The 20,136-nt window shown below is 42.6% G+C and carries 20 protein-coding genes and 1 riboswitch; of the genes, 18 read left to right on the top strand and 2 right to left on the bottom strand.

Going from position 1 to position 20,136, the window contains the following annotated elements; translation table 11 throughout:
• From argH to Q0J48_RS01365, 7 genes are all read left to right on the top strand, one after another.
• The coding region (argH, locus tag Q0J48_RS01395) for an argininosuccinate lyase (protein WP_296240918.1) at positions 1-1,283 on the top strand (1,283 nt) is incomplete at its 5' end.
• A 3-nt stretch (positions 1,284-1,286) separates the two neighbouring features.
• Complete coding sequence (gene argC, locus Q0J48_RS01390) at positions 1,287-2,195, top strand: N-acetyl-gamma-glutamyl-phosphate reductase (protein WP_296240917.1); 909 nt, start codon at positions 1,287-1,289, stop codon at positions 2,193-2,195.
• A gap of 17 nt (positions 2,196-2,212) precedes the next feature.
• Entirely contained in the window at positions 2,213-3,421 is a 1,209-nt protein-coding gene (gene argJ / locus Q0J48_RS01385; RefSeq protein WP_296240915.1) for a bifunctional glutamate N-acetyltransferase/amino-acid acetyltransferase ArgJ, read from the top strand.
• Positions 3,418-4,278 carry an acetylglutamate kinase gene (gene argB, locus Q0J48_RS01380; protein WP_296240913.1) on the top strand — a complete coding sequence of 287 codons (861 nt, stop codon included), beginning with the start codon at positions 3,418-3,420 and terminating at the stop codon, positions 4,276-4,278. Before argJ ends, argB begins: the two co-directional genes overlap by 4 nt.
• A gap of 10 nt (positions 4,279-4,288) precedes the next feature.
• Complete coding sequence (locus tag Q0J48_RS01375) at positions 4,289-5,470, top strand: aspartate aminotransferase family protein (protein ID WP_296240909.1); 1,182 nt, start codon at positions 4,289-4,291, stop codon at positions 5,468-5,470.
• Positions 5,467-6,375, top strand: a complete 909-nt coding sequence (gene argF, locus Q0J48_RS01370) for an ornithine carbamoyltransferase (protein ID WP_296240906.1) — start codon at positions 5,467-5,469, stop codon at positions 6,373-6,375. The genes Q0J48_RS01375 and argF overlap by 4 nt, the downstream gene beginning before the upstream one ends.
• A 2-nt stretch (positions 6,376-6,377) precedes the next feature.
• Positions 6,378-6,716: a cupin domain-containing protein gene (locus Q0J48_RS01365; protein WP_296240903.1), complete on the top strand. Its 339-nt coding sequence runs from the start codon at positions 6,378-6,380 to the stop codon at positions 6,714-6,716.
• A 9-nt stretch (positions 6,717-6,725) separates the two neighbouring features.
• Here the strand turns inward: Q0J48_RS01365 and Q0J48_RS01360 are convergent, their stop codons facing one another.
• Positions 6,726-7,823 (bottom strand): M20 family metallopeptidase, encoded by a 1,098-nt coding sequence (locus Q0J48_RS01360; RefSeq protein WP_296240900.1) that lies wholly within the window; start codon positions 7,821-7,823, stop codon positions 6,726-6,728.
• A gap of 71 nt (positions 7,824-7,894) precedes the next feature.
• Positions 7,895-8,057: riboswitch (Lysine riboswitch) on the top strand.
• Positions 8,058-8,113: 56 nt separating this feature from the next.
• On the opposite strand from Q0J48_RS01360, the gene lysA reads away from it, so the two are divergent.
• From lysA to Q0J48_RS01310, 10 genes are all read left to right on the top strand, one after another.
• On the top strand, positions 8,114-9,379 hold the full coding sequence (gene lysA / locus Q0J48_RS01355) for a diaminopimelate decarboxylase (RefSeq protein ID WP_296240898.1): 1,266 nt from the start codon (positions 8,114-8,116) through the stop codon (positions 9,377-9,379).
• Entirely contained in the window at positions 9,376-10,197 is an 822-nt protein-coding gene (gene dapF, locus Q0J48_RS01350; RefSeq protein WP_296240895.1) for a diaminopimelate epimerase, read from the top strand. The genes lysA and dapF overlap by 4 nt, the downstream gene beginning before the upstream one ends.
• Positions 10,184-11,068 (top strand): 4-hydroxy-tetrahydrodipicolinate synthase, encoded by an 885-nt coding sequence (gene dapA / locus Q0J48_RS01345; RefSeq protein WP_296240893.1) that lies wholly within the window; start codon positions 10,184-10,186, stop codon positions 11,066-11,068. The genes dapF and dapA overlap by 14 nt, the downstream gene beginning before the upstream one ends.
• Positions 11,059-11,760, top strand: a complete 702-nt coding sequence (gene dapB / locus Q0J48_RS01340) for a 4-hydroxy-tetrahydrodipicolinate reductase (protein WP_296240890.1) — start codon at positions 11,059-11,061, stop codon at positions 11,758-11,760. The genes dapA and dapB overlap by 10 nt, the downstream gene beginning before the upstream one ends.
• Before the next feature lies 1 nt (position 11,761).
• Entirely contained in the window at positions 11,762-12,439 is a 678-nt protein-coding gene (gene dapD, locus Q0J48_RS01335; RefSeq protein ID WP_296240888.1) for a 2,3,4,5-tetrahydropyridine-2,6-dicarboxylate N-acetyltransferase, read from the top strand.
• Positions 12,440-12,529: 90 nt separating this feature from the next.
• Positions 12,530-13,240: a UMP kinase gene (gene pyrH / locus Q0J48_RS01330; protein WP_296240885.1), complete on the top strand. Its 711-nt coding sequence runs from the start codon at positions 12,530-12,532 to the stop codon at positions 13,238-13,240.
• A 10-nt stretch (positions 13,241-13,250) separates the two neighbouring features.
• On the top strand, positions 13,251-13,796 hold the full coding sequence (gene frr, locus Q0J48_RS01325) for a ribosome recycling factor (RefSeq protein ID WP_183374598.1): 546 nt from the start codon (positions 13,251-13,253) through the stop codon (positions 13,794-13,796).
• A 47-nt stretch (positions 13,797-13,843) separates the two neighbouring features.
• Positions 13,844-14,539, top strand: a complete 696-nt coding sequence (locus Q0J48_RS01320) for an isoprenyl transferase (RefSeq protein ID WP_296240883.1) — start codon at positions 13,844-13,846, stop codon at positions 14,537-14,539.
• The gene (locus tag Q0J48_RS01315) at positions 14,536-15,306 is read left to right on the top strand and encodes a phosphatidate cytidylyltransferase (protein WP_296240881.1); all 771 of its coding nucleotides are present in this window, start codon (positions 14,536-14,538) and stop codon (positions 15,304-15,306) included. The genes Q0J48_RS01320 and Q0J48_RS01315 overlap by 4 nt, the downstream gene beginning before the upstream one ends.
• An 11-nt stretch (positions 15,307-15,317) precedes the next feature.
• The gene (locus tag Q0J48_RS01310) at positions 15,318-16,388 is read left to right on the top strand and encodes an RIP metalloprotease (protein WP_296240878.1); all 1,071 of its coding nucleotides are present in this window, start codon (positions 15,318-15,320) and stop codon (positions 16,386-16,388) included.
• Between the two features lie 53 nt (positions 16,389-16,441).
• On the opposite strand, the gene Q0J48_RS01305 is transcribed toward Q0J48_RS01310, so the two are convergent.
• On the bottom strand, positions 16,442-17,083 hold the full coding sequence (locus tag Q0J48_RS01305) for a hemolysin III family protein (protein WP_366937044.1): 642 nt from the start codon (positions 17,081-17,083) through the stop codon (positions 16,442-16,444).
• Between the two features lie 122 nt (positions 17,084-17,205).
• Between Q0J48_RS01305 and Q0J48_RS01300 the strand changes: the two genes are divergently transcribed.
• Entirely contained in the window at positions 17,206-20,136 is a 2,931-nt protein-coding gene (locus Q0J48_RS01300; RefSeq protein ID WP_296240874.1) for a chromosome segregation protein SMC, read from the top strand.

The raw sequence follows: 20,136 nt of genomic DNA, 5'->3' as shown, positions 1-20,136 counted from the left end.
AACAAGATATCCAAGGTTCTTTGGCCCATGTGCAAATGTTAAAAGATCAGAAGATCATTTCTGTAGAAGATTATGATCAGATCCAACAAGGTTTGAAATCAATTCAAAACGATCTGCAAGAAGGATCTTTAGTGATCGAAGGGGCAGAAGATATTCATACTTTTATTGAACAAGAACTCACGGCACGGGTTGGTCAAGCTGGAAAAAAACTCCATACAGGCCGTTCGCGCAACGATCAGGTGGCCGTCGATCTTCGGTTATATACGAAAGAAGCTGTTCAAACCATACAGCCGCTGATCTTAGATCTGATTTCCATGTTGATCCAACGATCAAAGGAACATTTAACGACGGTCATGCCAGGATATACCCATCTTCAAAGAGCGCAGCCAGTTACTTTGGCTCACGTGTGGATGGCTTATGGAAATATGTTGAAACGAGATTGGACTCGATTTGAGAATGCCGTTGAATTAATGGACGAATGTCCGCTGGGGTCCGGTGCCTTGGCTACCTCTACCTATCCGATCGATCGTCAAAAGACAAGTTCACTCTTAGGGTTTTCTTCCCCTACATCGAATTCTATCGATGGCGTCAGTGACAGAGATTACTGTATGGAGATTGCCTCCGCATGTTCGATCTTGATGATGCATCTTTCTCGGATGTGCGAAGAGATGATTTTATGGTGTTCGGCAGAATTTCATTTTATGGAATTGGATGATGCCTTTTCCACCGGGTCGAGCATCATGCCGCAAAAGAAAAACCCGGATGTCTGTGAATTGATTCGCGGAAAAACAGGACGAGTCTACGGACATCTTGTCACACTGTTGACGATGCAGAAAGGGTTATCTTTGGCTTACAACAAAGATATGCAGGAAGACAAAGAAGCGTTTTTTGATATCTTAGAAACCGTCATTCATTCATTACAAGTGATGACCCCTATGATCGGCAGTGCCCGATTCGATCGAGAAGCGATGCATCAGGCGGCTTTAGGCGGTTATATCAACGCAACCGATTGTGCGGATTATCTGGCAAAAAAAGGACTGCCGTTTCGCGATGCCTATAAGATCGTAGGAGAACTTGTTGCTTCCTGCATCGATAAAAAGATCTCTTTAAATGATCTTTCTCTAGAAGAAATGCGCCAATTTTCTTCGTTGTTTGATCAGGATATCTATGATGCGATCGATTTACAGACTTGTGTGTCACAAAGAAACGTATTGGGAGGCCCGGCCCCTGAACAAGTTAAGATCCAGATCCAGGAGCTGGAACGATTTATAGAAACGAGGTAATTCATGCAGAAACCAAAAATATATGTTGATGGTCAAGCAGGAACGACTGGATTAGAAATTGTTTCGCGATTATCTTGTCGTGATGATCTGGAATTGTTATTGATACCGGATCAAGATCGACACAATGATCAAATCCGAAAACAGTTTATGGATCAGGCAGATCTTGTCTTTCTTTGTTTACCGGATCAAGCAAGTATTCAAGCTGTGGAATGGATCGATGACGATACCAAAGTGATCGATGCGTCTACGGCACATCGCACGGATCCAAATTGGGTCTATGGTTTTCCAGAACTTTCTGTTGAACATAAAGAAAAGATCATCCAGGCCAATCGTGTTGCCAATCCCGGATGTCATGCGACCGGGTTGATCAGCATCGTGGCTCCGCTGATCCAAAACGGAATTCTTTCATCAGAAGCGATTCTTCATTGTACTTCCTTAACAGGATATTCCGGAGGCGGCAAGAAGATGATCGACCAGTATGAAAATCACAAGACAGAAGCGATGGAGGCGCCCCAGATCTATGGCCTTGATCTGCATCATAAACATTTAAAAGAGATGCAGGCTGTTTGCGGGTTAAAACATGCTCCGTTATTTTCGCCAATTGTGGATGATTATAAAAGAGGAATGCTGACGAGTGTGCAACTTCCATTCAATGCGGTGGAAGTACATGCTGTTTATCAGCAATTTTATAAACAAGGATTGGTCCATGTTCATCCTTTTGGATATCCATCCAATATCAATGCCAATGCTTTTGCGCATCGGGATGATCTGGAGATCATCGTAACAGGAAATGAGGAGCAAGTTTTGATCTGTGCTCTTTTTGATAATTTAGGCAAAGGAGCTTGCGGGGCCGCTATCCAAAATATGAATTTAATGTTAGGAATAGAAGAGACGAAAGGATTGAATTTTTAAAGGAAGGAAGTGTAAGTATGCAGTTGATCAAAGGCGGTGTATGCGCACCGAAAGGATTTCTTGCCGGGGCTTGTCATTGTGGTATTCGAAAATCGCAGTCCAAGTCGGATCTGGCGATCATCTATTCAAAAAAGAAAGCACAAACGGCAGCTGTCTATACCACCAATCAAGTCAAGGCCGACTGTATCTATGTCACCAAAGAACATTTAGAAAATCATGAAGCGCAAGCGATTATCTGTAATTCGGGCAATGCGAATGCTTGTGCCCCGCATGGCAGAGAAAATGCACTGCGAGAAGGGGCGGCTTGTGCGCAAACTCTTGGGATTTCTTCTGAAGATGTGATCGTGGCCAGTACCGGCGTGATCGGACAAGAACTTCCGATTCAGTGTATTGAGGAAGGTGTCAGCCAGATCCAACTGCAAGAAGACGGATCGGATGTCGCTGCTCAGGCGATCATGACAACCGATACGCGTTCGAAAGATTGTGCCGTCCGTTTTGAAATCGATGGGATCCCGTGTCATATTGGCGGGATCTGTAAAGGGTCTGGGATGATCCATCCCAATATGGGGACGATGCTGGCTTTTATAACCTGTGATGTCGCAATTGACGCCCAGCTACTTCAAAAGGCTTTGTTGGAGAATACGAAAAAAACATTTAATCGCGTCAGTGTCGATGGCGATACTTCGACCAATGATATGTGTGTCGTGATGGCGAATGGAATGGCACGAAACAAACCCATCACAATGGAAGATGAGGCATATGCTTCTTTTAAAGAAGCGTTGAAAACTGTGATGGAAAATCTCGCGATCCAGATTGCGGCCGATGGAGAAGGAGCCAGCCGTTTATTAAGTGTGACTGTTTATGAGGCTGAAACTGAAGAACAAGCGGAAACTTTGGCAAAATCAATCTGTTCCAGTTCTTTATTCAAGGCAGCCATGTTTGGATCGGATGCGAACTGGGGACGCGTATTATGTGCCATGGGATATTCTGGTGTAGACTTTGAGCTTTCCAAAGTAGATGTTTCGTTTGCATCTCAATTTGGCAAGATCCAAGTCTGCTCACAAGGAAGAGGATTAGATTTTGATGAAGAGATGGCGAAAAAAATATTGAGCGCTGACTCTATCCAAGTTTTAGTTTGTTTAGGACAAAAAGATCAAGTCGTTACTTGCTGGGGCTGTGATCTGACTTATGATTACGTAAAGATCAATGGAGATTATCGAACATGAATACACAAAATCGAGCACAGATCTTAGTAGAAGCACTTCCGTATATTCAAAAATATCGGGGAAAAGTTCTCGTGATCAAATATGGCGGGAATGCCATGGTCAACGAAGAACTGAAACAGGCGATCATTCAAGATGTCGTTTTATTGAACATGGTCGGTGTCCAGGTGGTGCTTGTCCATGGCGGGGGTCCTGAGATCTCGAAGTTATTGAATCAAGTCGGAAAAGAATCGAAATTCATCAACGGTTTGCGCTATACCGATGAGCAGACAATAGACTTTGTGCAAATGGCACTATGCGGTAAGGTCAATAAAGATCTTGTTTCCTTGTTAGAGAAGGCGGGAGGTAAGGCGGTCGGGCTTTCCGGATTAGATGCTTCTATTTTTAAAGCTTTACGTCATACAGATATCTATCGAACTGATTATGGGTATGTCGGGGATATTATCAAAGTGGATGCGACTTTGGTGCGTCAGCTGCTGGATCATGGCTATATTCCGGTCATCAGCAGTTTAGCACGCGGTTTTGATGAAGATGTGAATTATAACGTCAACGCCGATTTGGCAGCTGAAAAGATTGCCATTGCTCTCAAAGCAGAAAAATTTATCTTATTAACCGATGTCAGCGGTGTGATGGAAGATGTCAATGATCCCGATTCTTTGATTCCTTCCATTCAAGTCTCGCAAGTGTCTGCTCTGGAAAAGAAAGGAATTATCTCTGGCGGGATGATCCCCAAAGTTCAATGTTGTGTAGAGGCTATTCGTCAGGGTATTCATTTTGCCAATATACAAGATGGTCGTATTCCACACTCGATCTTGATCGAACTTCTGAGTGATCAGGGCGTGGGAACAGTCTTTTATTAGGAGGTATTGTATGGATCTTTCATCAATCAAAGATATGGAATCAAAGTATGTGATGCATACTTATCATCGCGAGGATATTCTATTGAGCAAAGGACAAGGATGTCTTCTTTATGATGATAAAGGCAATGCGTATATTGATATGACCTCAGGAATTGGTGTGAATTGCCTTGGCCATAATCATCCCGAATTAGTGGCGGCCATCCAGGATCAGGTTCAAACATTGATGCATTGTTCCAATGTTTTTTACAGTGAACCTATGGTTCTGGTTGCGAAAGAATTAGTAGAAGCCACTGGGATGTCTAAAATGTTTTTTGCCAATACAGGAGCGGAAGCCAATGAAGGCTTGATCAAACTGGCAAGGAAGTATTCGCAAGATCATTATGGAAAAGGACGACATAAGATCTTGAGTCTTGTTCAATCTTTTCACGGAAGAACAATGATGACATTGACGGCAACGGGACAAGATAAGTTTCATCACGATTTTGACCCTTTTCCGGAAGGTTTTGATTATGTCAAAGCGAACGATCTTTCTTCGTTTCTCGATAAACTGGATGACAGTGTATGCTGCGTGATGATGGAAATGATCCAAGGGGAAGGCGGCGTTCTTCCGTTGGGTCGAGAATTTGTACAATCTATCGCAAAGATCTGTCAGGAAAGAGATATCCTGGTTGCGGTCGATGAGGTCCAGACGGGGATTGGAAGAACCGGCTCGTTATTTTGTTATCAACAATATGGGATCCATCCTAATATTGTGACCATGGCCAAAGGGCTTGGAGGAGGCGTCGTGATTGGAGGTTTCCTTGTCGATCAAAAATGTGCCGATGTACTGACACCGGGAACACACGGTTCTACATTCGGTGGCAACCCTTTAAGTGCCCGGGCAGCCCAGACCGTTTTAAGTATTGTGAATCAGCCTGAGTTTTTAAAAGACGTTCAAGAAAAAGGCGACTACTTGATGGAGCATCTAAAACAGATCGTCTCTTCTGAGATCAGGGAAGTTCGTGGCATGGGATTGATGGTCGGGGTCATTGTCGATCCAGAAAAACGAACTCAATATGTTCACGCTCTGCGCGAACACGGGGTACTGGTCTTGACGGCTGGAAAAGATGCGATCCGCTTGCTGCCGCCTCTAATTATCACAAAAGAACAAATCGATACGGTTATCAAGGCATTTCAGGAGGTTTTTAAATGAAACATTTATTAACAATGCAAGATCTTTCCAAGCAGGAGATCATGGAAATCTTAGATCTTGCGGATCAGCTTAAATATGAAAAAAAGCACGGAATCCCTCATCGTTATCTAGAAGGGAAAAGCGTAGGATTGATCTTCCAGAAATCCAGCACGCGGACTCGTGTTTCTTTTGAGACCGGCGTCTATCAATTGGGAGGTCAAGCTCTGTTTTTATCGAGCCGAGACTTGCAGATTGGACGAGGAGAACCGATCCAGGATACTGCTCGTGTTCTATCGCGTTATCTCGATTTGCTGATGATCCGTACGTTTGATCAAAAAGAAGTCGAGGATCTTGCGTATTATGGCTCTGTCCCTGTGATCAATGGATTGACCGATTATTCTCATCCTTGTCAAGTTTTAGCGGATTTAATGACGATCCGAGAACATTATTCAACTTTGGAGGGTCTAAAAATGTGCTATATTGGGGATGGCGATAATATGGCAAATTCCTTGATCGTTGGTGGTTTGTTAGCGGGGATGGAAGTTTCAGTGGCTACTCCAAAAGGGTATGAACCGGATGCTAAAGTTTTAGATTTTGCCAAGAACTATACGTGTTTTTCTTTGACAACCGATCCCAAACAGGCAATTCAGGATGCAGATGTCGTCATTACAGATACTTGGGCCAGCATGGGGATGGAAGAGGAAAAAGAGATTCGTCAACAAGCATTCCAAGGATATACGGTGGATGATGCGTTGATGTCTTTGGCAAAACCAGAAGCAATGGTGCAACATTGTCTGCCGGCTTACCGCGGCCAGGAAATTACAGAAAAAGTTTTTGAAGATCATGCAGATGAGATTTTTGAAGAAGCAGAAAATCGCCTTCATGTCCAAAAAGCAGTTATGGTATTGTTGATGAAAGGAGAATAAATATGCGGATAGAAGATCGAAGCAATGTACAAAATGGAAACGGCACTGTTCATTTTGAATACATCTTATCAGCCGAAGAGATGCATGGATATAATACATTATATGCTCGCATCACATTGAAGCCTGGATGTTCGGTGGGATATCACGTTCATCAAGGAAACGGAGAAGATTACTTTATTCTTTCAGGAACGCCTACGATCAACGACAACAACGAAAGAGAAGTGATCCTGCATCCGGGTGAGCACATGTTCTGTTCAGATGGACGCGGTCATTCGATTACAAACAATACGCAGGAAGATGTGGTCTTCATGGCTTTGATCGTCACATCTCCAAAAGCTTAAAAGCATCGGTTATCCGATGCTTTTACTATGTTCTAGAATTTGGATATAATTTGTAATTCCATTTATTAAGATGCTCTCATCAAAATCGAAGTGGTCATTGTGCAAGGGGATGCCGGTGCCGGTTCCTAGAAAAAAGAATACACCGGGCACATACTGTTGATACCAGCTGAAATCTTCGGTGATCATTTCATGTTTGTCCAAAAGAACAAGCTCTGGCAAAAAGGTGAAGAGTTTTTTAACTAATGTTTTGTCGTTTGTCACGGGAGGATAGCCTTCATTGATATCAAAGGTAAATGAACCTGGATATTCTTTTGCCGTTGTTTTTAAAAGCGTAATCAATCGATGATAAACAGCATCGTCCAAAGCTCTTAGAGTTCCTTCCAAGCGCGTATGATCGCTGACGACATTGCGGATATCCCCGCTGCTCATTTTTCCGAAACGTAATAAGTAGGGAATGTCATCGGGTATTTGTTTTAGTTTAGTATATATTTCAATTAAATAATCAGCTCCAATCTCCAGGGCATCGATCCCTTCTTGATAGGTAGCGGCATGGCTTTTTTTGCCTTGGATCTCGATGTTGACTTCACTGCTGCGCGCCATCATGGGGCCGGCTTTTGTCGCTATGACGCCTTGAGGAAGGTTTGGCCATAGGTGAGTTCCGTAGATTTGAGTAACATGAAAAGTGTCTAGACATCCCGCTTCGCAGAGTAATTTTGCACCTCCCGGAGATTCTTCCCCGGGTTGAAAGATCAAAAGCACATTCGCATCAAACTGTGTGTAATGATCTTTCAAATAATCCGCGAATCCCAATAACATGGCCATATGTCCGTCATGGCCGCAGGCATGCATGATTCCTTTGTGTCGGCTGGGAAATGAATGATTTGTTTTCTCTTCGACCGGCAAGGCATCCATATCACTTCGAAACGCAATCGTATTTGGTTTGTGATTGTCAAAAAACGCTAAGACGCTGGAGGGGATAGGACTGTAAAGTTCGCAAGGCATTTTTTTTAAAATCGAAAGAATATAGTCTTGGGTTTTGGGCAGATCTAATTCTAATTCTGGAATTTGATGCAGATCCTGTCGGTATTGTCGAATTTTTTCTAACATGATTCTATTGTAATTTAAAATGAAAATTTATACAAAGCATTTTACATTTTCTTTCATACTATGTATAATGTTTTCAAGATAGAGGCGCAGAAACGAAGATGACCAGGGAGCTGGCGGGCTGTGATCTGGATCGGGGGCAATTCTGCCGAACTGCTTTTTTTGGCAAAAAGAAGTGGTGGGCCGATAAAGAATATTTATCGGACTGTCTACATTTGTAGGGGAGCTATCAAATCAGTTGGTAACCAGCGAGAGATAGCTTGCTGGTTTTTTTAATCATTAGGAGGGATCCAATGGAAAAGATCTTAAAAATATCAGGAGTTCCCGTGACTGAACTTGCAAAACAGTATGGAACCCCTTTATATGTCTATGATGAAAAGCGTTTGATCCAACAATGTCAATCTTATAAACAAAACTTTGTTCATCCGGATTTTACGACCGAAGTCTTATATGCATCCAAAGCGTTTAGCTGTGTTGGCATGCTGCGTTTGATCAAAGAACAAGATCTTTGTGTGGATGTTGTTTCTATGGGAGAGCTTGCCACAGCCTTGGAAGCCGGCATTGATGCCAATCGAATCTATTTCCATGGCAACAACAAAACCCTGGAAGAGATCAATTATGCGATCGAGCATAACATATATCATTTTTTTGTCGACAATCTGCAAGAAGCAGACGCATTGAAAGCATGTATTGAAAAAACCGATAAAGTATTATCGGTCATGCTGCGGATCAATCCATGCATTGAAGCACATACCCATGAATTTATCCAAACGGCGAATATTGATTCTAAATTTGGAATCAGCATTTATTCGAGGGATGAGATCAAAGTGTTGATTCAATCTTTAAAAACACATAAACAAATCGTTTTTGAAGGACTTCACGCTCATATTGGATCTCAGATCTTTGAAAAAGAAGCTTTTATCAAAGAAGTGCAGACCATGTTTTCTTTTATCAAGGATTTGGAACAAGATGGATACTCTTGTCCTAAGCTGGATCTGGGAGGTGGATTTGCGATCCACTACACCGATCAAGACCAACCGATTCCCATTCATGAGGTTTGTCAAACGATCTTAGATGCTTGTGCCCAACAACAGGTCGATCAGAAAACCCATGTAAAAACGATCATGATCGAGCCTGGCAGAAGTATTGTAGGGGAAGCTGGTTCAACGTTATATACGATCGGGTTTTCGAAACAGACACCTCATAAACGGTATTTATTTGTCGACGGAGGAATGAGTGACAACATTCGTCCTTGTCTGTATCAGGCGCAATATGATGCAGATGTGGCGACGCAAATGGATTCTAGGAAGGATCAAAAAGTTTGTGTCGCGGGCAAGTGTTGTGAATCAGGGGATGTATTGATTCCGGAAATCAAATTGCAGCCTTTTTCACAAGGAGATCTTCTAATTGTTTATTCTACGGGAGCCTATGGTTTCAGCATGTTTAATAACTATAACCGAAATCTTCGCCCAGCTGTTGTGTTTGTCAAAGATGGAAAATCGCGGCTGATCGTAAAAAGGGAATCTTTAGAAGATCTTTTGAAAGGGGATGTGCGATGAAAATTGTGTTCAGTAAATATCACGGATGTGGAAATGACTTTATTTTAGTGAATGAAGCTTCATTTCCTCTTTCGATCCTTTCGGATTTGATCCCAAAGATCTGTGATCGTCACACTGGCATTGGAGCGGATGGATTTATTATGGTCAAGAGTGATCCATTGGAAATGATCTATTATAACCAGGATGGTTCGCGAGCTCCGATGTGCGGCAATGGCATCCGCTGTTTTTCCAAATATTGTATCGATAAAGGAATCGTTCATCGCGATTGTTTTCCGGTCAAGACTCTTGCGGGTATCAAAGTGATCCGCAAACAAAACGACTCCTTATTTGAGGTCGATATGGGCCAACCAGACCGCAATGATCTTTCGTTGGTTGGTACGAAACACAAGATCTGGGGTTTGCCTTATCAAACGAAGTGGAATGAAGAATTCTATTTATATACTTTATTTCACAGTACGATCCATACTGTCGTCTTTGTCGATGATCTGGACGGCATTGATATGGCACGGATCGGAAAAGAGATCTGTGAAGATCCAATGTTTGGAAAGCAGACCAATGTAAACTTTGTCCAGGTCATGGATCCTCATCATATTCGAATGCAGACGTATGAAAGAGGATGCGGGATCACATTGGCTTGTGGAACCGGTGCTTGTGCAGCGGTAACTTGTGCTCATGATCTGGGAAAATGTGAAAGTACAGTCACCGTATCCTTGCCGAAAGGAGAACTAAAAATCCAGATCGATGATCAGGACCATGTAAAAATGACGGGTCCGGCTAAATGTATCGCAAAAGGAGAATTTATTTATGAAAACGATTAAAGGAAGCATTGTCGCAATGGTCACTCCATTTCATGAAGATGGCAGTGTAAATTATGAAAAGATCGAAGAGATGATCGAATTTCAAATTTCGCATTCTACCGACGGCATTCTTGTCTTGGGAACCACAGGGGAAAGTACAACCATGACTCACGAAGAAGATGATCAGGTTGCCCAGTTTACGATCGATAAGGTCCATGGTCGTGTTCCGGTGATCGTAGGTGCCGGATCCAACAGTACCCAGACACAATTGGAAAAAAGTATCAAATACTCTAAGATGGGGGCCGATGCGCTATTGTTGATATCACCGTATTACAATAAGGCAAACACCGAAGGAATGATCCGGCATTTTAAAGTCTGTGCGGATCAGGCATCTTGTCCTTCGATTCTTTATAACATTCCGGGAAGAACCGGCTGTTCGATTTCAGAAGAAGTTGTCAAGGAACTTTCAAAACATCCGAATATCTGCGGTATCAAAGAAGCCAGCGGCAATATTTCCTATGCGACCAACATTGCCCGATACTTGAGTGATGATTTTGCGATGTATTCTGGCAATGATGATATGATCACCAGTATGCTTTCGATCGGTGCCAGCGGGGTCATCAGTGTTTTAAGCAACATCCTTCCGCAACAGACACACGATATTGTTTCCTCCTTTCATCAAGGGAATGTAAAACGATCCTTGGAATTGCAGCTTCAATACTTAGATGTGATCCATGCGCTTTTCTGCGAAGTGAATCCTATCCCGGTCAAAGCGGCAATGAATCTCATGGGAATGCAGGTTGGCGGTTATCGATTGCCGTTATGTGAGATGGATCCAAAGAATTTAGCGCGCCTGCAGGCTGCTTTACAGGAGCAGGGATTATGCGAATAGCGGTTATTGGAAAAGGAAAAATGGGAACTCTGATTCAATCAAGTGCTCTAAAAAAAGGGCATGAGGTTGTCGGGTGTTTTGATTGTACAGATCAAGAAAAACTGAATGTATCCGTTGATATGGTCATTGATTTTAGTCATCGTGATAATCTGGATTGGGTCATATCCTACACTAAAAAGAACGGCAATGCTTTGGTTTATGGGACTACCGGTCTAGAAGCGACAGACCTTGAGAAACTCCAGGATCTATCTTGCTTTGTACCGGTATTTTATGCGACAAATTATTCTTTGGGGATTGCGGTTTTAAAACAAGTGATCGAAAAAGTTACTCCCTTACTCAAAGAAGATTTTGATATGGAAATTGTGGAGAAACATCACAATCAAAAAAAAGATGCGCCCAGCGGGACGGCTCTGACTCTGCTTGAGGCCATGGATCCGAACCACGAATTTGAACATGTATTTGGGCGTCAAGGCATGGTAGGAGCTCGGCAAAAAGAGATCGGGATCCATGCGGTGCGCGGGGGCACTATTGCCGGCGAACATAGTGTGCTTTATTGTGGTCAGGATGAAATCTTGACATTTTCACATGAAGCCCTCAGTCGACAGATCTTTGTGAATGGAGCATTAAAAGCTGCTGAATTCTTAGAGAATCAAGAACCCGGACTTTACTCGATGAAGGAGTTGATCGATTGATATGGATGCGAAACAAATTATTGAATTTATTCAAAAAGCACCGAAGAAAACACCGGTCAAGATTTATTTTAATGGCGATCCTTCCATTTCGTGGCCCCACTGTAAAGTGTATGGAAATATCGTCTTTGGAGATTGGCAAGATATTTATCCAGTTCTTCAGTCTCATCCAGATCTTGATGTGATGATCGAAAATGACTGCCGAAATAGTGCGGTTCCTTTGTTGGATCTTAAGGACATTCCTGCTCGTATTGAACCGGGGGCCATCATTCGTGATCAAGTCACGATCAAAGAAAATGCGGTGATCATGATGGGGGCCATCCTCAACATTGGCGCCTATGTCGGAAAAGGAACCATGATCGATATGGGTGCGGTTTTAGGCGGTCGGGCCATTGTGAAAGACAATTGTCATATTGGGGCTGGTGCTGTCTTGGCTGGGGTCATCGAACCGGCTAGTGCGACACCTGTCATAGTGGAAGATGATGTGTTGATTGGGGCCAATGCGGTCGTGGTCGAAGGTGTCCATATCGGTAAAGGAGCGGTTGTAGCGGCGGGTGCTGTCGTGATCGATGATGTACCTGAAAATGTTGTTGTAGCTGGGACACCGGCTCGTATCATCAAAGAAAAAGATGAGCAAGCTACTTCTAAGACAGCCTTAGTCAAAGCGCTGCGTTCTCTTTAATTAAACTCAGGATGATCGCATAAGCGGTTATCCTTTTTTTTGTTCTTTGTTTAGTGTATAATCGTTTTGAATCAATAAAGGGAGATCTTTATGTATAAACGAGTACTATTAAAGTTGAGTGGAGAAGCTCTGTCAAAAAATGGGCAGGCTTTAGATCCAGGCACTCTCAAAAGTTTGGCCCGTGAACTGAAAGAAGTTCAAAACCTAGGTGTAGAATTGGCGATTGTCGTGGGTGGGGGAAACTTTATCCGCGGTAAACTGATGGCCGATCTGGGAATGGATCGGGTTCAGGCCGATTATATGGGAATGCTGGGGACTGTGATCAACGCCTTAGCTGTACAGAATGCTTTGGAACAGGAAGGTGTTCAAACGCGTGTACAGACTGCTGTGGAAATGCAAAAGGTTGCGGAACCATTTATTTTGCGCCGAGCCATTCGCCATCTGGAAAAAGGACGTATCGTCATTTTTGGAGCCGGAACGGGTTCACCGTATTTTTCAACCGATACGACGGCTGCTTTAAGAGCTAGTGAAATTGATGCTGATGTGATCCTAATGGCCAAAAATGGTGTAGACGGCGTCTATGATTGTGATCCTAAAACACATCCGGAAGCAAAACGATTTGATACTTTGAATTACTTGGATGTTTTGAATAAAGGTTTACAAGTGATGGATTCGACTGCCATCAGTATGTGTATGGACAATGATATTGATTTGGTTGTGTTCAATATGAATGCGCCAGGAAATATCCTGAATGCGGTCACCCAGAAGGTTTCGGGCACCGTTGTTACAAAAAAGAAATAAGGAGAATATTATGAGTGACTATTTAGAAAACGCTGAAATGAAAATGATGACCGCTATGGAGAATTTAGAATCGAATCTTCGTACGATCCGTACAGGACGTGCGAATGCGCAGATCTTAGATCGTGTCCAGGTGGATTATTATGGATCGATGACGCCAATCAATCAGATGGCGCAGATCCAAGTTGTTGAGGGAACACAGTTAGTGATCCGTCCTTATGATCGTCAGATCATCAAATCGATCAACAGTGCGATCCAAGCAGCTAATCTAGGCTTGAATCCTCAGGCAGAAGCGGATTGTATCCGCATTCAAATTCCTGCGCTGACTGAAGATCGTCGTAAAGAATTGGCAAAAGAGGCACAAAAATATGGAGAAGAGGCAAAAGTTGCCATCCGTAATATTCGCCGTGATGCCAATGATCAAATCAAAAAAGATAAAGAAGCGACGGAAGATGACCGGAAACAAGATTTGGAAGCTTCTCAGAAGTTGACCGATAAATTTATCAAAGATATCGATAAGACCGTCGAAGAGAAGAAAAAAGAAATCTTAAGTGTATAATGTGATTGCCCAATCTACATTGGGCAAATTTTTTTAGGAGGTTTAGGATGAACGTACCTAAGACGATTGCGATCATTATGGATGGAAACGGACGCTGGGCCAAAGCCAAAGGCTTGCCGCGCACAGCCGGACATAAACAAGGCGCGGACACGATACGAACTGTAGCTTTGCACGCCAATAAAAGAGGAGTCAAAAAGTTGATTCTTTATGCGTTTTCCACGGAAAACTGGAAACGGCCAGAGGATGAAGTCCGCTATCTGTGCAAGTTGCCAGGTCTGTTTTTTAATCGTTATATCAAAGAACTGATGGAAAATAATATCCAAGTTACTTTTGCCGGTGAATTGGAACGTTTTCCGGCGGATACCCAAAAGGTGATTCGTAAAGCTGTCTCGATGACAGAAGAGAACACGGGATTGGAACTTTGTATTGCCATCAATTATGGTTCTCGTCGGGAACTAGTTTTAGGTATTCGTCAATATGCGCAACAAGTAGCTAATCATCAACGTGCCAACGATTTGGATGAAGATCAGCTGGCGGATTATCTCATGATCCCAGAAGAGATCGATTTACTGATCCGCACGAGCGGAGAGTTGCGAATTTCGAACTTTTTGCTTTGGCAGATTGCTTATGCGGAATTGATTTTTACATCTGTCGCATGGCCAGACTTTGATGAAGAACAATTGGATCGCTGTATTGAAGAATTTAATCATCGTGATCGTCGATTTGGAGGGATCCAGTCATGAAGACTCGCATTATTACGGCATTGATCGTTATGTTGATTTGTATTCCTCCGGTTGTTTTGGGCGGGATCCCGCTTGAGATCTTAGCCATATTGATCTTATCGGGCGGATGTTATGAATGGCTCCATGTACAAAAGGAGTTTTCTTCCTGGCCGCCTTATATTTTCTCGAGTTGCCTGGCTTTGACATTTCTTTCAAGATTTGTTCCCAATGCATACCTGTTTGCGTTTTTGATCGTTTGTGTTGTTTATTTTTGGTCTTTAAATATCTTTGTAGAGACTTTTACGATATCGAATGCTTTTTCTATGATCAGCTTTTTTGTGAGCTTCTTTTTGATCTACCGTTCGATTGGCCGAATCCAGGAAAATCATCTGTACTTGATCTCTATCGTCTTTGCTACTTATGGATCGGATACGGGGGCTTGGTTTTTTGGAAGACGCTATGGCCGTCATAAGATGAACCCGAGAATTTCTCCGAAAAAGAGTTGGGAAGGTTTTATTGGCGGTATCGTGAGCGGATTCTTGATTGGATGGATCCCGACATTCTTTTATCTGGGACAAGTCCATTTGGGTTTGATGTTTCTGCTTTGTCTTTTGTGTCCGGTGGTTGCGGAGTTTGGAGACTTATGTTTCAGTTCGATTAAAAGACATTACAGCATCAAAGATTATTCGGATCTATTGCCCGGTCATGGGGGCGTCCTTGATCGGGTGGATTCGTTATTAATGAATATTTTGTTGTTTGGAGCACTGAGTTCATTTTTTATCATTTAAGGGGGATGTACATGAATCTGATCATTGGATTGATCGCTTTTATCTTCATGTTGAGTGTGATCATCGTGATCCACGAACTGGGGCATTTTCTAGTTGCTCGTCATTTTGGTGTATACTGTAAAGAGTTTTCGCTAGGAATGGGCCCTTTGATTTATGCTAAACAAGGGAAAGAAACGCAGTTTTCGATTCGTGCGATTCCATTTGGCGGATTTGTGATGATGGCTGGCGAAGAAGATGGTTCTCAAGATGAGGAAGAAGATTGGTTAAAGGATCTGGATGAATCCAGAAGATTAAATTTCAAACCTCGCTGGCAACAAATTTGTGTGATGGTTGCCGGAGTTGTGATGAATATCTTACTGGCTTGGGTGCTGTATATCGGTCTTGCCATGGCCCAGGGCTACGTGGTAGAGGATCCATTACCGGTTGTTTATGAAATTGTTCCGGGACAAGCGGCAGAACAAGCCGGTCTGCAAGAAGGCGATCACATTTTAAAGGTGACAAACGGAACGGATTCTTTAGAACCGGAAACGCAATATGATCTTTTGGAGTGGATCCAGTATCATCCGGAATCATTGGAAGCAACCATTCAGCGCGATGATGATGTTTTTGAAGTGAATCTTCAACCCCAAAAAGATCCAGAGACCAATACCTATACGTTAGGTTATATTGTGTCGGCGAATGCTCACTATGTGCCTTGGTATACAGGTTTTTATTATGGAACGATCGACATGTTTGAATCGGGAACCTCTATCTATCGGGCTTTAGGCCATCTGTTACAGGGGGAAGGTTTACAGAATTTGTCAGGTCCTGTGGGAATAGCCCAAGTTACAACGCAAGCGGCAACCCAAGGCCTTGACTCTTATATTTCTTTATTCGCGATGATTTCTTTAAACATTGGGATCTTTAATTTATTGCCTATCCCGGCCATGGATGGCGGCAGGATCTTGATCTTGATCTTAGAAAAGATCTTCCGCAGAAAGATCAGCACGCGAATCGTTGAGAATGTGATCATGGTCAGCTTCATCTTGTTGATCGGGCTGTTCTTGTTTGCAACCTATAACGATATTCTTCGTTTATTCTAAAAGAAGCATGATGCTTCTTTTTTTTAGTCGACAAAAAAAGAGGTTCGTAAACCTCAGATCATGAAATAGAGAATTGCCGCTAGATGACAAAGGGAAGCCAGCAGAATAAAGATATGCCAGATGAAATGGTTGAATTTTCTTTGCGGGTGCCCATAAAAATAAGTCCCGATCGTATAGAGCAGACCGCCCGCTAAGATCAAGATGAAAAACGGCAGGGAACATTTCTCGATCAGCACTGGAAGAATAAAGATGGCCATCCAGCCCATCGTCATATAGATCACCATGGATAAAACTTTATGATTGACATTGGAAATAGACTTTAATAAGATCCCGCTCAATGCTATGATCCATTCGATGGCCAATACGGTATAGCCCACCCAGTTATGCATCAAGGATAGACACACCGGTGTATAGGTTCCGGCGATTGCCAGTAAAATCATGATATGATCGATCTTACGAAAAACAAATTTATGCGTTGTTTCATGAGGCATGCTGTGGTATAGACAGGACCCCAGAAACATGAAGATCATACAGATGATATAAATCGATATACCGGCGGCATGAAGAGCTCCTGCTTGAAGATAGGCGCGGATCGCGTAATAGGGCAGTGCAAACAACAAGAGAAATGCCATGGTTCCATGGCTGATCGCATTTCCAACTTCTTCGCCAAAAGAAAGAGGGAATACATTCTTCATACTTTCTTTCATTTTTGTTTTCATAGGTACTATTTTAGAAAGTATGGGTTTAAATTTCAAGGGACCAGTCGATTTTTATCTTCCTTTTTGATACAATACATAAGCTAGGATGAAGGTGGCTTATGTTTTTAAAACGAATTGAAATTCAAGGATTTAAGAGTTTTGCGGACAAGACAATTTTACAATTTGACCAGAATATTACGGGTATCGTTGGACCCAATGGCTGCGGGAAAAGTAATGTCAACGATGCGATTCGCTGGGTTCTGGGAGAACAAAGTACGAAAAGTCTTCGCTCCGGTTCGAGTATGTCAGATATTATCTTCAGCGGAAGTGAGTATCGCAAACCAGTCAATATGGCAAAAGTGACATTGGTCTTTGATAATTCACTTCATATTTTTGCTTCGCCCTATGAAGAAATCGAAATCACACGACAACTTCAACGTTCCACAAATGAAGCCAGTTATTTCATCAATAAAGAACCTTGTCGTTTAAAAGACATCAATGATCTGGTCATGGATACTGGTCTGGGAAGAGATTCCTTAAGTATTATTACGCAGGGAAACATTAGCGCTTTTGCGGATGCGAAGCCGGAGGATCGCCGTCTTCTTTTTGAAGAAGCTGCCGGTGTTGCGAAATATAAAAAGCGTAAAAAAGTCTCTTTACAGAAATTAGAAAAGACAAAAGATAATCTTGATCGTCTGCAAGATATTTTAGATGAACTTGAAAAACAGTTGGCCCCTTTGGAAAAACAAGCTGAAAAAGCTAAGATCTATCAAAATTTAAAAACCGAGCTGTCTTCAATCGAGATCAGTGTGTTGGTTGAAGAAATCGAATCCATGCATCGCGATATCGAATCGCTTTCTCATGCGCTTTTTGAAGCAAAAACCATCTATACTTCCAAAGAAGCTTCTTTAAATCAACAAGAAATTGATATTTCCAACTATCGTCAGGAAATGCACGCTTTGGATCGTCAGATCAATGATCTGCAGGGACAATATACAAGAGCCATGGAAGATAGTTACCGCTTAGAAAAACAAAAGGTGGAATTAGATGAGAAGCGAAAATACCGCCTCTTACAGGCGGATGCCCTGGCTCGTCAAGATGAGCTGAAACAGATGCTTCAGGAAGCAAAATATGAGTTTGAAGACCGCCAAAAACGCTTACAGATCTTAAAGGCCGATCTGGAGATGCATTTAAAACGCTTGAACGAACTAAAGAATAAAGAAAATCAAGCTTCTATGCAGGCATCTCAACAAAGACACGTTTTGCAGGAATTAAAGAACCGCAAAAATGTTTTAGAAAACATTGCTCGTCAGCCTTTTTCTCATCAACAAAGCGTACGTGCAGTTTTAGATGCCCGTCATACTTTAGCGGGAATCGAGGGCATTGTCAGCGAATTATTAAAAGCGCAGCCAGAACATGCCAAGGCCATAGAATCTGCCTTACAGGGAAGCCTTTATCATATTGTGACAAAAGATGAGGCGGCGGCGCGCGATGCGATCGCGTATTTGAAGAAAAACAAAAGCGGCCGTGCTACATTTTTGCCATTAAATATCATGAAGAAACGGTTTGCGGCTCAAGATCAGCAGATTATCGCCTCCCAATCGGAAGGGATGATCTGCTGGGCTTATGAATGTGTTTCTTGTGCTTCCAAATACGAAGATCTTCGAGACCGTTTGTTAGGAAATGTTTTGGTCATGGATAATCTTCTTCATGCCAATGAATGCGCAAAGCGTCTGCAATATCGAGTAAAGATTGTGACTTTGGATGGAGATATCGTCCATACCGGAGGAAGCATGACGGGAGGTTCGAGTCGAAATCAAACATCATTGATCACGATCCAACATGAATTGGACTCTATTCGTTCGCAAATCGAAGGACAGGAAATTAAGGTTTCGCATGACGACGATGAGTGTCGGTTGTTAGAAAATCAAATGGATAAAGAAACGGAAGTCTGCATGCAGCTGCAGATCGATGTGGCTAAACTGGAGAATATCTATCTTACCAAAAAAGAGAAATATGATTCTTTACAGATGGAGTATAAAGACTTGGATGTCGATGATGAAAAAAAGGACCTGGAAGAAGATGATATTGTCGTTTTGATGTCGAAAATGCATGCACGGATCGACCAAATCACCGGCGATATGCAGGCATTGCGGAAAAGACGATACGACAAAGGCAATACGGTAGAACAAATGGAGAACCAGATGCGTTCGACCCGACGAGAAATGAACGCTCTTCAAGCGGATATCCACGATCATGAACTGCAGCAAGCGAAAAAACAAGCTTATTTGGATACGGCTTTAAGACAACTCAACACAGAATATTCAATGACTTTTGAGCATGCGAAGGAACAGAAGCAAGATATCGATTTAGAAGCCGCTAAGCAGAGAGTACAGATCTTGCGTACAGAGATTTCAAAATTAGGCAATGTCAATCCGGATGCACCGGAGCAGTACAAGGAGATCAAAGAACGATTTGATTTCATGACTTCACAAAAAGAAGATCTTGAAAGAGCTTCTGCCTCGATTTTGTCGGCCATTGATGAGATGGATCAGACGATGAAAGTTCAATTTGTGGATATGTTTGAAAAAATCAATCAGGAATTGGATGGAATTTTTAAGGCGATGTTTGGTGGTGGAAAGGCCAAATTAAGCATGGTCGATCCGGAAGATGTTTTGAATACCGGTATTGAGATCGATGTACAGCCTCCGGGAAAAATGGTCAAGAACTTGCAGTCTTTTTCCGGAGGAGAAAAAGCCTTGATCGCCATCAGTGTTTTATTTGCGATCTTGCAGGCACGTGTTATGCCTCTTTGCATCTTCGATGAAGTCGAAGCGGCTTTGGACCAGGCCAATGTGGAACGCTTTGCCCGATACTTATCTCGCTTTGGAGATCGTTCACAATTTATCGTTGTTACGCATCGTCCGGGTACGATGGAACAATGCGATACTTTGTATGGGATCACAATGCAGAAAGACGGTGTTTCTAAGCTGTTGAAAGTACAGCTGAAAGATGCTGTTCATATTGTAGAAACCAAGGAGGTCAATTAA

The sequence above is a fragment of the uncultured Faecalicoccus sp. genome, assembly GCF_944325745.1.
GTDB lineage: Bacteria > Bacillota_I > Bacilli_A > Erysipelotrichales > Erysipelotrichaceae > Faecalicoccus.
The sequence above is the reverse complement of the archived record's forward strand: the minus strand, read 5'-3'. Positions and strand labels throughout refer to the sequence as shown.